Raw genomic sequence first — 15128 nt, 5'->3', positions numbered from 1 at the left:
GCAAGTCGAATTTAAACAAAATGAGCCCAATACAATATCGAGCTCATTATTATCAAAATTAATTATAAATTTGTCTAAACTTTTGGGTGCAGTCTATTGCAGCGTGTTTTTTTTAAAGAAAAAGCAATAAAAGTCACTAAAGGTTTTTTTCTTAATCATTTTTCTAAGCGAGAAGATAATGCTTCTTACGAAAATCAAAAAAATGAAATCGATTTATGGAAAAATGATTTGCACGAGTTGTGCTATCATTCGTTATCACAATCCATAAAATCCGACGACGATAGTTTTTCTGATTTTGAAAATTTTGAACCGCCATATTTAGATATTCCAACCTGGATTGATCACGGTTACCAACCTTATAATTTTTCTTTGTATAAGAATTTTAATAAAGAAGATGCCTATTTTGAATCGGTTTTAATTAAAAAAAATATCACTATTCTCTGGAATTATATTGATTGTGGTACAGCAACAAGAGGCGTTATCAATCAATTAAACGGTAGCCATTTTACACTTTCTAGTTTCTTGAAAGGAAATAAAAATTTAAGTTTTATAAAGCGAATGCAACTAATGATAAAAAATATTATTTTTCATTATTATGCAACTCAAGACATTATTCTTAAATATAAAAGCTTGGCTCAAAACTTTAAAAACATAATTTATAAAAAGCAAATTATGTTAGTTTTTAAACTGGTTTCTAATTTTATTTCTATATCCAAACCTATCTTAGCAGTATTTTTGGGTTGGAACAAACATAAAAACACGCCTTTTAAATATGCAAAGTACAGCCCAATATTTTTTAAGCATCGCATAGCAGAAAAAGAATTTTATATCTTTCAAACTTTAGAAATGGTCGATTTTAAAAAATCATTGTCTAAAGAAAATATAGATTTATTGCTTCAAGAAAAAGGACTTTTTATAGCACACACTTATTTCTCGGTGCCAATGAATTATCACCAAGGAAAAATGTTTGCAACCACAAGTAAAATTGATCAAGAAGTAGCCGCAAATTTTAATTATTTGTCAGAAAATATAAAAAATAATAACATTTGGAATCCTACAATTTCAGAACTGATTGGGTATATGAAAAATTTCGAAAATAGTATTTTAGATATAAATCCCGAAGGAACGATACTTGTAAAAAGTAGTGCAAACCTTTTGTTTAGAACCGTTGATTAATGGAAATTATATTTACAAAAGACAGTGATTATAAAAAAAAGTGGAATGATTTTGTTCTCAATAATGATAGAGGAAGTCATTTACTGTTAACAGATTGGTTGCAATCTTACAAAAATTATGGGTTTGATTATGAGCTGTGTTTGGCCATAGAAAACGAAGAAATCATAGCTGGTTATGGAGCAGTAATCGCTAAGTTTTTATTTTTTAAATTTTACATAATTCCTTACGGTCCAATTGATAAAACTGCCAATGGCGGTGTTTTGAAGTTGCTCATTGATGCTATTGCGGTGCGGGCTAAAAAAATAAAAGCATGTTATTGTCAGTTTAATTTTCCAATGTCTAGTAATGCAAGTTTTTCTAATCATTATTACCAATCTATTGACGAGACTCTATTTAAAAATTATAAAAAAGGCAATCTTTTTAAGTTTGTTTATTCCTCTAATGGTCTCAATTGGATAGATTTAAAAAAATACACTACAGAAGAAGAAATACTTATTGATTTTAAATCGACCGTTAGAAGAGACATAAGAAGTGCCTTAAGAAAAGAACAAGAAATTAAATTTTTAACTGCCGAAACAGATATAAAACAAGCCTATGATTTATGTCTTGAAAATGCCAAAAATGGAAATTATAGTTTGAGAGATTGGGCAAGTTTTAAAGAAACTATCCTAAAATTGGTACAAAACGATAAAGCCAAATTTATTGCAGCCTACAAAGATAACGAGATAAAAGGTGCTATTTTTCTAGTAAAATCTGGTAATTATTATAGTTATATTTTAGGAGGAACTAAAAAAGAAAAGCCCGATTTGCTAACTGGACATTTGTTGCAATGGGAGGCTATAAAGCTAAGTTTTAATGAAAATCTAGACGGATATAATATTTCACTTGGTGGCTCAGATGGAGTAAAAGAATTTAAAAGTAATTTCAATACTACAGCTGTTGATTATATTGATACTAAGTATTTTGTGGTAATAAATGCCATAATATTTAAATTTTTTCTTTTCTTTGAAGAAAAAGTTAGACCTTTAAAAAAAAATATTGCAAAAATTTTGTCTGTTCTAAAAAAATAGACGCATTACATAATACGAAAAAGAATAATGAAAATTGAAAATAAAGATTTTTGGGAAAAAGATGATGTTATTTATTCTCAAGATAAAACGGTTGCCGAAACAGCAAATTATGAAGCTTATCTTTATGAAAAGGTAAAAAACTACTTTGTAAAAAACAGTATTAAAGTTAAGAATGCCAAAATATTTGGTTGCGGTACGGGAAGAGAAATAAACGGAATATTGAAATTGATAGAAATAGAAAAAATTCTAGCAACAGATATTGCCCAAAACATGATTAAAAAAGCAATAGAAAATTGCAATCGTTGGGGTTTTCAAGACAAAGTGACACTAGAAGTTGCCGATGCCGTAACATTTACTGCACAAAAAAACAGCTTTCAATTGGTAACTTTTATGAATTGTATTCTTACTTATGTTAAGGATAAAAAAAATAGAGATACAATATTTGAAACCTCTTATTCAATCTTAGAACCAAATGGTTGCATTATTGGAGTAGTTCATAACCAAGTAGGAACGCCACAAAAGACGTTGTACTTTATGTTGAGAAAACTTTTTAAACCTTTCATTAAAAGTGAAGTAGGTAATAGAATTACAGGGTTTAACGGATATGAATTTAGCGGATATTATTTCTCTAATAAAGACTTAAAAAATCATTTGTCCGATAGTGGTTTTAAAAACATAGAAGTAAAGTCGTTGTCTGATTTTTATAAAGAAGAAGGAATAAAATATAACAGATTTAAAGGGTATAATAATCTTTTATTTTTTGCAACTAAATAGAAATAAAATTAATCATTCAAATTAAATTAATGAATAAAATATTAAAATATTTTTACTTAAAACATTTAAATGTAATGGTTTATAAAATCAGTGCTGATGATTTTAAAACGCTTGGAGATATTGGATACAATGTTATAAAAAAGAAAAAAACACCCAATAAAACTAAATATAAAATAATTGAAAATGAGGTTTTAATTCATGAAAGTGCAGTTTATAAAAAATTATTTTTCTTGCGAATTATCAATAAAGTAGGGCCAGCAATTGGCGATTGTTTCACTAATCCAGATTATCGAGGTAAATCAATTTATCCTTTAATGTTAAATAAAATTTCTAAAGAACTCCTTTTTCAAAAAAAATATAGAGAGGTTTTTGTTATTGTAGATCATGATAACATTAATTCTATAAAAGGAATTGAAAAAGCTGGGTTTAAATTGTTTTCTAAGATAAAAACTACTAGATTTTTATTTTTTTATCTAAATACTAAAATTACCAATTGAATACAAATTTCACATTAATAATTTGCACCTTTATGAGAGCTAATTCTCTCAAACGGTTGCTAATGTCTGTTGAGCTACAATCACTTTATCCCAATCAAATTATAATTGTAGATGGCTCATTAAATGAAGATACCAAAGCATTATTTGAAAAAGATAAACCATTAAATTTAGAATATTTTTTGGTAGATTCTCAACACAGAGGATTAACTAAACAAAGAAATTATGGTATTTCTAAAGTCAGTCCCAATTCAGAGATTGTTTGTTTTATTGATGATGATACCGAATTGACAATCAATTATTTTCAAGAAATTAGTGCTACTTTTTCTAGTGATAAAACCATTGTTGGCGTTGGTGGCGTTTCTTTAAATGAAAATGCATGGGTAAAAAAAGAGCCTAATAAAAGGTATAATAAGCATTTTTATTATGTACATGGTGACTATGTTTATAAAGAATCTACACGAAATGTTGTTCGTAATTTTTTGGGTCTTCAGTCGCATTTACCGTCTAATGTAGTTCCAGATTATTCCAATTCAAGAACTTGTGGATATCCTATAGATGGTGAATCCTACAGTGTACATTTATTGATTGGGATGTCTTTTTCTTTTAGAAGAATTGTGTTTCAAAATATCAAATTTTCAACCTATTTTGAAGGATACGGCTTGTACGAAGATGCCGATTATTGCATTAGAGCACTACAATTTGGCAAAAATATAATCAATACAAATGTTCAAATTTACCATTATCATGATCACTCTGGACGGCCAAATAAATATAATTACGGAAAAATGGTTGTAAGAAACGGTTGGTATATATGGCATGTTCATAAAAGCAAACCTAACTTTAAAGACCGATTAAAGTGGAACGCAATAACATTAATTTTGATTGGTATAAGATTTAGTAATATATTTACAAAAGCTAATAAAAAAGAAGCTTTTACAGAAGCTTTAGGAAGAGTTGTTGGTTATTTTAGCCTCATTTATAACAAGCCAATAATTAAATAGTTACCATAATTATGTTGTCAAAAGAAGCAATAAACGCAATAGTACATCCCAAAACTAAAGCAAAATTTATAAACATAGAATCTGAGAAAATATTGTTTTCAGACGGTTCCTTTTTGCCAATTTATAACGGCGCACCGTTGCTATTAAGTGACAACTCTATTTTTAAAATAGAAGACATAACATCTAATAAATTTACAACCCAAGACGCAGATTTTGTTAAGCCCAAGAGTTTTAAAAATCATTTTAGAAAAAAAATTCTACCTTCATTAGTTGAAGATTTTCACATAAGAAAAAGATATGCCGAGTTGGGTGAAAAAGTAAATAAAACCAATGGTAAAGTTTTAATAATTGGCGCAGGTGATAAAGTTGATTATTACAAATCGTTATTTGCTTCTTGCGAGGTTATTGCCAGTGATGTTCACATTCAGTTACAAGCAGATTGTGTTATTGATGCACATGAAATTCCGTTTGAAGATGGCTTTTTCGATTTGGTTTTTGCAGCTCAAGTTATAGAACATACCATGAATCCTTGGTTGTTGGCGCAAGAATTTCAGCGCGTTACTAAGATAGGAGGTTATATTCAAATTGAGGCACCACAAAATTATCCATATCACGGTCAACCGTATGATTTTTTTAGATTTACTTTCACCGGATTGCGATCACTTTTTAATCAATGCGCATTAGAAAAAACATATATTACAGAAGGAAATGCATCAATGGTAGCAGTAACAATTGCTAATTATATTGTAAATTTAACGTCTCACAAGCACATAAGAAGAATAAGTATTTTAGGCACAAGACTGCTGTTTGGGTGGTTTAAATATTTTGATAATTTTAAAGTAAATAAAAGAACACTTTCATCGCCCAAAGGTTATGCTATGACTTTTGTAAAAGATGCAAAACATAGATTTGGCGAAGCGCTTTTTGAAGAATTTTTTAAGCTAAGAGAATAATATTTAATTAAATGAATACTATAAAATTAATTAAATCTGATTTTAAAAAATACCATAACTATGGTTCAAATTTTTTTGTTATAATTTTTTTAACTCAAGGATTTTGGGCAACGTTTCAATACCGAATCGCCAATGCAATTTCTAGAAATATAACGCTACAACCGTTCCGTTTTTTATGTATGTTTCCAATGTATTTATGGCAAAAAATAATTGAGGTTGTTACTGGTATTTCAATTCCGGCATCAGTAATTATAGGTGATTCTTTTTATATTGCTCACTTTGGCGGAATTGTAATTAATTCTAAAACAATAATTGGCAATAACTGCAATATAAGTCAAGGAGTAACAATTGGTGTTTCTGGTTTAGACCAAAATAGAGGCGTTCCAGTAATTGGCGATAATGTTTATATTGGAGCCAATTCTGTTCTAGCAGGAAAAATAACTATTGGAAACAATGTGTTAATTGGTGCTTGCTCCTTGATAAATTCTAGTTTTAATGATAATGCAGTAGTTATTGGAGTTCCTGGAAAGCTCATTTCAGAAAAAGGATCTAAAGGATATATTTAATGAAGACTTTAGTAATTTCATCATCGCCAATTATTGTTAAAGATAATCAGTATTATGCTTATAGTCCATATGTTAATGAGCTAGAAATTTGGGCAAAATACTCAAGTTCCATCTCATTTTCATGCCCTATATGGTATGATGATAAAGGATTGTTAATATCTAAAATTAATTTTCCAATAGAAAGTATTACTCCAATTGATGAATTCAATATGAAGTCTTTTTCCGGAATTATAAAAGGTTTTCAACATCTTTTTTCGACACTTTTTAAACTATTTTCTACAATAAAAAAAACAGAACATCTTCATTTAAGATGCCCAGGAAATATTGCGCTTTTGGGTTGTATAGTCCAAATTTTATTTCCAAATAAATATAAAACAGCCAAGTATGCAGGTAATTGGGATCCAAAATCCAGTCAACCTATTAGTTATAAACTTCAAAAATTTATTTTAGAAAACACTTTTATAACTAAAAACTGTAAAGTACTTGTCTATGGAAAGTGGAAAAATAGTTCGAAAAATATTAAATCTTTCTTTACTGCAACTTACCTTGAAAAAGAAAAAGAACCAATACTAGATAAGACTTTAGATCAAGTTATTCAATTTACTTTTGTTGGTACTTTAGTAAAAGGAAAACGACCTTTGTATGCTATTAAACTTGTTGAAAAACTAAAAAGTCTCAATAAAAATGTCCAACTTTCTTTATACGGAAACGGTTATGATAATGCTAGTTTGCAAGAATACTGCGAGCATAATAATTTGAAAAATACAATAATTTTTAAAGGTAACCAACCTAAAGATGTTATAAAAAAAGCATACCAAGAAAGCCATTTTGTAATTTTACCCTCTAAGAGTGAAGGTTGGCCAAAAGCTATTGCCGAAGGAATGTTTTGGGGTGCATTGCCTATTGCTACTAATATTTCCTGTGTTTCTTACATGCTCAATAACAATAAAAGAGGCATCATGTTAACGATGAATTTAGAGAAAGATGTAGAAAAAATTAGTGCTCTTTTAAATAATGAAATTAGCTACAACGAGAAACGTAATGAAGCAATTGAGTGGTCGAGACAATTTACAGTAGATTATTTTGAATCTGAAATTAAATTACTTTTAAAAGCATGAGAATTCTTCAATTAATAGATTCCTTAGACGCTGGTGGAGCAGAGAGAATGGCAGTCAATTATGCAAACTCATTGTCTAAAAATGTCGCCTTTTCAGGATTAGTGGCAACTAGAAAAGAAGGTATCCTTAAAAGCGAAATAGATAAATCTGTTTCATATCTTTTTTTAAACAAGAAAAAAAGTTTCGACTTTAAAGCCACACAAAAATTAATTTTTTATTGTAAATCTAATAAAATTGATACTATTCAGGCGCATACAAGTTCCTATTTTATTGCGGTTTTAGTAAAATTTATGCTGCCACAAATTAGAATAATTTGGCACGACCACTATGGATTGAGCGAATTTTTAAACCAAAGAAAATCCATAGCATTAGCAAGTGCTTCCTATTTTTTTTCGGGAATAGTAGTTGTCAATTTTCAACTTAAAGAATGGGCTGAAAAGAAATTGAAGTGTAAAAAAATAATTTATTTGCCAAATTTTACTTCCACTATAGAAAATGAAATCGTTGAAACACAATTGAAAGGAATTAATGGTAAAAGAATTTTATGTTTGGCCAATTTACGACCTCAAAAAAATCATTTTTTTCTTTTAAAAGTTGCAACTGCTGTTGTAAAAAAGCATCCAGAGTGGAGTTTTCATCTAGTTGGTCAGGATTTTAATGACAACTATTCTCTCCAACTTAGCGATGCAATAAAAACGGAATCACTTAGTAATAACGTGTATCTTTATGGCTCTAAAAAAGACATTCAAAACATTATAAACCAGTCGGATATTGCTGTATTGACATCACAATCAGAAGGTTTACCAATTTCATTATTAGAATACGGACTAAATAGTAAACCAGTAGTGACTACCGCAGTTGGAGAAATTCCATTTATTATTAAAAATAAGGAGAACGGATTTATTGTTGATAAAGATGATTTAGTTAGTTTTATAAACAATTTAGAAACTTTAATAAATGATATTCCTCTAAGAAAAAAAATGGGAAGTAGTTTGTTAAAAACAATTCAAATTAATAATTCAGAAGATTCAATAATAAAATCTTATTTAAATTGGTTAGCAAATAATTAAAATGCAAGATAAAGATAAGAATTACCTTTTTTTAATTTTACTACACATTGGCATTGGTGTATTAATTTATTATATTCCTTTTATATCTAAGATTTATGCAGGATTAATGTTTGTAATAAGTCTATATTTCATTATAAAAACAAGGAATAAAAATAATGAAGTGCTTTATGCCGCAGCATATATTGTAGGTAGTGAGGTTTTTTTACGGATGACAGATGGGAATCCCAATCATGAGTTCTCTAAATATGGCATCATTATTTTTGTAATTATAGGAATGTTTTACAGCGGATTTTCCAAAAACGCAATTCCCTATTGGATTTTTTTACTACTCTTGGTTCCAGGTATTATAATTGCCACGCAAACATTAAACTTGACTTCAATTGATATTAGAAAAACAATATCTTTCAATATATCTGGACCAGTTTCTCTAGCTTTTGCATCATTATATTGTTACAATAGGAAGATAAAACTAGAAGAAGTCAATAATATATTGTTGGTTATGGGTTTACCAATATTAACCTGTACCACTTATTTAATTTTATATACACCCAAGTTAAGTGAGATTTTAACTAATACTGGTTCTAATGCCGAAACATCGGGAGGTTTTGGTCCCAATCAGGTTTCTACAGCACTAGGATTGGGAATGTTTATTTTCTTTGCTAGAGTAATTACTTCCTCAAGAACAAAATTTATTTTTATTTTAAATATCTTCATAGCTTTAAATATTAGTTATAGAGGTTTATTGACGTTCTCTCGTGGCGGAATGATTACTGGATTGGTTATGATCTTTATTATGTTAGTTTTTTTATATAAAAATTCTAAATATAAAGGAAGAGTAAAATTGAATTACTTCTTTATAATTATTTCATCTATTATGTTTTGTACTTGGCTCTACACAGAAAGTCAAACCAACGGATTGATAGGTAAAAGATACAGCAACGAAGATGCAATGGGTAGAGAAAAAGAAAGTAAATTTACAGGAAGAGAAGATATTGCTAAGAGTGAAATAAATGCTTTTTTAAACAATCCATTTTTTGGAGTTGGTGTAGCCAAAGGTGCCGAAATAAGAATGGAAGAAACCGGACTTGTCATCGCTTCTCATGATGAAATAACAAGAATGCTGGCAGAGCATGGTTCTCTTGGAATTTTATCTTTAATGATATTATTATTTACACCTATTGTTCTATATCTTGACAATTCCCAGCATATTTATTCTTTTTGTTTCGTGTTTTTCTGGTTATTGACAATCAATCATGCCGCTATGAGAACCGCAGCACCATCATTTGTCTATGCATTATCAATTTTAAAAGTAAAATTTAATGACGAAGAAGAAGAAAATTCTGTACGTAGGAAACAATTTATCTAAACACGGATTTAATACCACATACATAGAAATTCTCGGTCATTTACTAGAGAAGGAAGGTTTTAATGTTACCTATTCATCAAGTATAAAAAATCAGTTATTGCGAATGATTGCAATGTTTATTGCAACTATTAAAAACAGTATTAAAGTCAATTATATAATTATTGACACTTACAGTACATTTGGGTTTTATTATGCTTTAATTACAAGTCAAGTTGCTAGAATTTTTAATACTAAATATATCGCTATTTTACATGGTGGAAATCTTCCTGTTCGATTAAAAAAAAGTCCGTTTCTTTGTGATTTAATTTTTAAAAATGCCTATTTACTTGTAGCGCCATCGGGTTATTTATTAAACGCTTTTAAAGATAAATATCCTACTAATTTGCTTTACATTCCCAACACAATACAACTGGATAATTACACTTATAGAGAACCAATATTCGATGTGCCTAAACTGCTTTGGGTTCGTTCATTTTCTAAAATTTATAATCCCAAAATGGCAATTGATGTAGTCTATAATTTAAAAAAAACACATCCAAATGCGCAACTTTGCATGGTTGGTCCAGACAATGAAAATCTTATTGATGAATGTATAGAATATGCAAAAAACCTAAATGTACAAGTCAAGTTTACAGGTAAATTATTAAAATCAGAATGGATTGAACTTTCTAAAGAGTATAATGTATTTATCAACACAACTCATTTTGATAATACTCCAATAAGCGTTATTGAAGCCATGGCATTAGGACTACCAGTAGTTTCTACCAATGTTGGTGGCATACCGTTTCTTTTATCCAATAATGAAACCGCGCTTCTTGTAGACGATAACGATGCAACAAGCATGACGCGTGCCATTATAGAAATTTTCGAAAATGATAATCTCGCAAAAAAAATCTCACATAATTCAAGATTCCTAGTAGAAAGCTTTGATTGGAAACAAGTAAAGCAAAAATGGATTGAAATATTAAAATAGTAGTTAATCATAGGCTATATTTTAGTAACTTGCATCCAAAATAAAACTATTTTATTGATGAACAGTAATAAAAAAATGCATTTTGAGGTTTCAGAAAGAAAAATTCTTCTGAAAGTTTTCGATGTAATTTTTGTTTTGCTATGCTTGTATATTATCAGTTCAATTTTCAATTTTAAATACTTTACATTTTCTACATCCAATTATTATTGGGCAATTGTTTTAGCCTTGTATATTAATATTTTTGGTTCTGTTTTCGAAATGTACAACCTTCAAGTTGCTAGTAATCAGTATCAAATAATTAAAAGTATAATATTAACAACCTCTACAACGGTTTTAGTTTATCTTTTAACGCCCATTTACACTCCTGTTTTACCATCTAATAGGTTACAAATAATAATATTTTTCATTTCAATTTTCTCGGCACTTTTATTTTGGCGAATGTTTTATGTGACGTTTTTGGCCTCACAACGTTTTGTGAAAAAAGCAATTTTAGTTTGCGATAAAGAGCAATTGCAAGAATTAGTTTCTGGGTTAGAACAAGCCGATCCTCATTATAGAATTATAGGATTTGTAAATTCTGATGGCGATGATAGCTTTAAAATTAAACTTAACGGAATTAAAAACATAAAACCAGATGATTTAGAAAATTATGTTAGAAATAATTCTATTTCAGAAATTGTAATTGCATCTCAAAAAACAGAAGGAATAACAGTTAGCTTATACAATCAGTTGATCCATCTTCTTGAAAATGGATTTATTATTAGAGAATATACGCAGGTTTATGAAACAATAACACAACGAATTCCAGTGCAATATGTTTCTAGAGATTTCTATCGCTATTTTCCTTTTAGTAGAAGTAATCAAAATCACTTGTACCTTTTGGTGTCTAGAGTTACAGAAATTATTTTTTCGGGAATAGGTTTGTCTTTCGGACTGGTGTTTTTTCCCTTAATTGTCGTTGGAAACTTTATCGGAAATAGAGGTGAACTTTTCTATACACAAGAAAGAGTAGGGCAAAACGGAAAAGTTTTTAAAATATTTAAGTATAGAACAATGGTAAAAAATGCCGAGTCTAATGGCGCCGTTTTTACAACTATCAATGATACAAGGGTTACGCCTTTCGGCAAATTTTTAAGAAAAACTAGATTGGACGAATTTCCTCAATTTATAAATATCCTTAAAGGCGATATGGCAATTATTGGACCAAGGCCAGAACGTCCAGTTTTTGTAAACGAAATTGCAGAAGTAATGCCGTTTTATGAAACACGACATGTTGTAAAACCAGGACTTACAGGTTGGGCACAAGTAAATTATGCCTATGGTGATTCTATAGAAGACAGTTTAGTGAAACTACAATATGATTTATATTATATCAAACATAGAAGCATATTTCTTGATATCAATATTATTATCAAAACCTTTAGTACAGTTCTTTTCTATAGAGGACAATAGTAAAATCAATTAGTTGATTTCTAAATTGTGTAACTTTCTATTTTGTTTCAACAATCTAACCAATATATAACTGTTAGCAATAATAAACGGAATCATTAATGGTAAATGCGGTTTGTTGATCATTATAATACAATAAACAAGCACCATAACCAAACAACCAATTGCTGTATTCTTGAACCATTTTCCTTTTAAAAATACCAATACCAAAAAAACTGGATTAAAAAGTAGTGCATTATAGTTCCATAAAATCTCTTTGTGAAGCGAATAAAATCCTACTAAGCAAAGGAATAATCCAAATAATCCCATGATGAATAAATAGGGTAAAGTGACCAATCGTTTGTTTACCAAAACTACTATCAATAACAAGAGTGCTATAAAATAAATACTGTTTACAAATGAAAATCCCGACTCAAGTGCAGCGCCAGTAACTATAGTTTTCTTTTCTGTAACAAGTGGTTTTCCGTCAAGAACGGCTTTATCAAGACTGTGCATTAATTCTACAGGAAGAAATAGTTTTTCTGCTTTGGTATCGGTTTTTGCACCAAATATAATGTTAATTCCAAGTTGATAATAAAAGTGATTTTCAAAAAATGGATAGAGTAATTTTCTATAAGAAATACTGGTGTCGTCAACTTTCTTAATCATTGGTTTACCCAAAATTTCATTGATTTTTTCGACAACCATTGTGGTGCAATTTTTATCAATAAATTTGTAAGTATAAAATTTTTGATCAGAATATAAAGAAGCGTTTAATAGTTCAAAAAGTTCTTGTTTTTTGGCAAGAGGAAGGTTTAACGTTTGCTCAATAATTTCTCTATTCTCTGTTTGATATTCAAAGACAAAATCATCATACGACGAAGCAACAATAAAATATTGTAAATCACCTTTTACAAATTTAAAGTAGAAATTTTCAGTTCTAAAGTCAAAGGCACCATAGTTGTAAACAACATCAAGATTGTTGATAGAATCTTTTATTCTAATGGCTGTATGACCAAAAGTAGTATACAATTCATTTCCTCTTCCGCATGTAAAAACACTAACAGAAACATTATTAGAAAGTGGTGGGTTTTGAGAAAATCCAAAAAATTGAACTAGAAGCAATAAAACAAGAAGTAATTTTTTCATTAGGAGGTACAAATTATCTAAAAATACTTAAATCAACTTTAACAGAAAAAATATTAGAATACAAAGCGGCACTTTGATCTCCTAAATCAGTTAGCGCATAATCTATTTGAATGCCTTTATATTTAAATCCCAAGCCAATATTAGGTTGAAATCCTACTTTTTTAGAATTATCAATTTGGGTTACATTCTGAAAATTTCCAACACCAGCTCTAAGAAATACTAAATCGGTATAACTGTATTCAAATCCAATTGCTGGATCAATGCTTACAAAATCGGTTGCTATTAAATCGTTGGTTTTTGTAAATTGCATGTTTAAATTTCCAGATGCCAAAAGGCTTGTTTCATTGTGAAATTCAAACTTTTTAGACATTCCAAATTGTGCTTTTGGTAAAGTAATTTCGGTGCTTTCTGGTAATTCTTGGTTTTCGCCAGGAACAGCATCTTTAATTTTCTTGTATTCTTCTTCATTAATACTCCACACATTATAAGTTGTAGTAATATCACGAAGCATCAATCCGAATTTCCAATCGTCTCTTTCAAATTGCAATCCAACATCAAACCCAAATCCCCATGAATTGGCAAAATCTCCAATAACACGTCGTATTACTTTTGCATTTACACCATATTGAAATCCCGGAATTTTTAACTTTCGAGCATACGATAAAGTCAAGCCATAATCGGCAGTAGAAAATTTACTTATTCTATTGTAATCAATGTTTCCGTTGCCATCAATAAGTTGTGTTGTATTTAAAATATCATCTACTCCAAAACGAATTAGCGAAATTCCCCAAGCACTTTCAGTATCAATAGGTTTCGCATAAGCGGCATAATCGTATTGAGCAATATTTGCAAAATAACTTGCGTGCATTAAAGCAACTTGTCCATCTTCAAGACCAATTAATCCAGCTGGATTCCAATATCCAGAGTTTACATCATTAGTATGAGCCACCACAGCATTAGACATTCCTAACGCAGCAGCATCAACGCCAATATTCATAAACTCATTGGAATACTTTCTAACGGCTTGACTATGAGCTAAAGTACATCCAAATAAGAAGGTTAAAAAGAGAATTTTCTTCAAAGCAAATTATTTTTTCAAAAATAGAAATTTTTATTGAGCTTATGCAATTAACGATTGATAATAATATCTCAAATAAAATCTCTAATTACAAACGTACTTATGTATAAACTTATTGTATTACATTTGTCTTTAGAAAAATTAAAAGCATGAACATCAAAAAACACATTCCCAACTTTCTTACTCTTTTAAATTTATTTTGTGGTTGTATAGCCGTAGTTTTCATTGCAGAATTCAAATTTGATATTGCATTTTATTTTGTTTGTTTAGGGATATTCTTTGATTTTTTTGATGGTTTTTTCGCTAGAAAATTTGGAGTTGCTGGACCATTAGGTGTTCAGTTAGATTCTTTAGCAGATATGGTTACAAGTGGTGTTGCACCAGGATTTGTGATGTTTAAAATATTGTTGAAATTAGAAGATCAAATTCAAGTTTGTAATGGTTGTGACCCAAATATGGCATTGGGTTTTAATTATTATGCATTACTTCCTTACTTAGGGTTTATAATTACACTTGGAGCTTGTTATCGATTGGCTAATTTTAATATTGATACACGTCAATCCGATTCGTTTATTGGTTTGCCAACGCCAGCTAATGCATTGTTTATTATGAGTTTGCCACTAATATCAGTTCCATTTATTGACAATCAATGGGTTTTATTGGTCATTACTTTATTGAGTGCTTATGTTATGAATGCTGAAATTCCGTTGTTTTCTTTAAAAATAAAAAACTTTAGCTTTCAGAAATACAAACTACAAATAGGATTTCTAGTTGCTTCCATTGTAATGATTGTGACTTTACAATTCCTTGCAATTCCTTTAATAATACTAACTTACGTTTTATTGTCGGTATTGAATAATATATTGGCTAAAAAATAGTTATTAATTAAGAATTAGCATTTGCAATTTC

General features: G+C 29.3%; 15 protein-coding genes. 13 read left to right on the top strand and 2 right to left on the bottom strand.

Annotated elements, in window-relative coordinates:
• The first annotated feature begins 96 nt into the window (after positions 1-96).
• Genes ACH2CG_RS07255 through ACH2CG_RS07200 form a run of 12 tightly spaced genes read left to right on the top strand, consistent with a single transcriptional unit; the run spans position 97 to position 12016 of the window.
• A complete protein-coding gene (locus tag ACH2CG_RS07255) occupies positions 97-1176 on the top strand; it encodes a hypothetical protein (protein ID WP_395063672.1) in 1080 nt (359 codons plus the stop codon).
• Complete coding sequence (locus ACH2CG_RS07250; protein ID WP_395063670.1) at positions 1176-2246, top strand: lipid II:glycine glycyltransferase FemX; 1071 nt, start codon at positions 1176-1178, stop codon at positions 2244-2246. Before ACH2CG_RS07255 ends, ACH2CG_RS07250 begins: the two co-directional genes overlap by 1 nt.
• A 27-nt stretch (positions 2247-2273) precedes the next feature.
• Positions 2274-3020, top strand: coding sequence for a class I SAM-dependent methyltransferase (locus ACH2CG_RS07245; RefSeq protein WP_395063668.1), 747 nt, complete (start codon positions 2274-2276; stop codon positions 3018-3020).
• A gap of 29 nt (positions 3021-3049) precedes the next feature.
• The gene (locus ACH2CG_RS07240) at positions 3050-3517 is read left to right on the top strand and encodes a GNAT family N-acetyltransferase (protein WP_395063666.1); all 468 of its coding nucleotides are present in this window, start codon (positions 3050-3052) and stop codon (positions 3515-3517) included.
• Positions 3514-4518 carry a glycosyltransferase family 2 protein gene (locus ACH2CG_RS07235; RefSeq protein WP_395063664.1) on the top strand — a complete coding sequence of 335 codons (1005 nt, stop codon included), beginning with the start codon at positions 3514-3516 and terminating at the stop codon, positions 4516-4518. The genes ACH2CG_RS07240 and ACH2CG_RS07235 overlap by 4 nt, the downstream gene beginning before the upstream one ends.
• 11 nt (positions 4519-4529) lie before the next feature.
• Positions 4530-5471, top strand: a complete 942-nt coding sequence (locus tag ACH2CG_RS07230; RefSeq protein WP_395063662.1) for a class I SAM-dependent methyltransferase — start codon at positions 4530-4532, stop codon at positions 5469-5471.
• An 11-nt stretch (positions 5472-5482) separates the two neighbouring features.
• Positions 5483-6037 carry a serine O-acetyltransferase gene (locus tag ACH2CG_RS07225; protein ID WP_395063661.1) on the top strand — a complete coding sequence of 185 codons (555 nt, stop codon included), beginning with the start codon at positions 5483-5485 and terminating at the stop codon, positions 6035-6037.
• Complete coding sequence (locus ACH2CG_RS07220) at positions 6037-7155, top strand: glycosyltransferase (RefSeq protein ID WP_395063660.1); 1119 nt, start codon at positions 6037-6039, stop codon at positions 7153-7155. The genes ACH2CG_RS07225 and ACH2CG_RS07220 overlap by 1 nt, the downstream gene beginning before the upstream one ends.
• Positions 7152-8225: a glycosyltransferase family 4 protein gene (locus ACH2CG_RS07215; RefSeq protein ID WP_395063658.1), complete on the top strand. Its 1074-nt coding sequence runs from the start codon at positions 7152-7154 to the stop codon at positions 8223-8225. The genes ACH2CG_RS07220 and ACH2CG_RS07215 overlap by 4 nt, the downstream gene beginning before the upstream one ends.
• 1 nt (position 8226) lies before the next feature.
• A complete protein-coding gene (locus ACH2CG_RS07210) occupies positions 8227-9591 on the top strand; it encodes an O-antigen ligase family protein (protein ID WP_395063656.1) in 1365 nt (454 codons plus the stop codon).
• Positions 9545-10564, top strand: a complete 1020-nt coding sequence (locus ACH2CG_RS07205) for a glycosyltransferase family 4 protein (RefSeq protein ID WP_395063654.1) — start codon at positions 9545-9547, stop codon at positions 10562-10564. Before ACH2CG_RS07210 ends, ACH2CG_RS07205 begins: the two co-directional genes overlap by 47 nt.
• A 57-nt stretch (positions 10565-10621) precedes the next feature.
• Positions 10622-12016: an exopolysaccharide biosynthesis polyprenyl glycosylphosphotransferase gene (locus tag ACH2CG_RS07200; RefSeq protein ID WP_395063652.1), complete on the top strand. Its 1395-nt coding sequence runs from the start codon at positions 10622-10624 to the stop codon at positions 12014-12016.
• A gap of 9 nt (positions 12017-12025) precedes the next feature.
• Here ACH2CG_RS07200 and ACH2CG_RS07195 read toward each other — a convergent pair whose 3' ends face one another.
• Together ACH2CG_RS07195 and ACH2CG_RS07190 are read right to left on the bottom strand one after the other, a co-directional pair.
• On the bottom strand, positions 12026-13141 hold the full coding sequence (locus ACH2CG_RS07195) for a DUF4105 domain-containing protein (protein ID WP_395063650.1): 1116 nt from the start codon (positions 13139-13141) through the stop codon (positions 12026-12028).
• A 13-nt stretch (positions 13142-13154) separates the two neighbouring features.
• Positions 13155-14138: a PorV/PorQ family protein gene (locus ACH2CG_RS07190; RefSeq protein ID WP_395063676.1), complete on the bottom strand. Its 984-nt coding sequence runs from the start codon at positions 14136-14138 to the stop codon at positions 13155-13157.
• A gap of 230 nt (positions 14139-14368) precedes the next feature.
• On the opposite strand from ACH2CG_RS07190, the gene ACH2CG_RS07185 reads away from it, so the two are divergent.
• Complete coding sequence (locus ACH2CG_RS07185) at positions 14369-15097, top strand: CDP-alcohol phosphatidyltransferase family protein (RefSeq protein WP_395063649.1); 729 nt, start codon at positions 14369-14371, stop codon at positions 15095-15097.
• The last annotated feature ends 31 nt before the right edge of the window (positions 15098-15128 follow it).

Origin of the sequence: Flavobacterium sp., assembly GCF_043778725.1 — a bacterium.
Taxonomy (GTDB): domain Bacteria; phylum Bacteroidota; class Bacteroidia; order Flavobacteriales; family Flavobacteriaceae; genus Flavobacterium.
The sequence above is the reverse complement of the archived record's forward strand: the minus strand, read 5'-3'. Positions and strand labels throughout refer to the sequence as shown.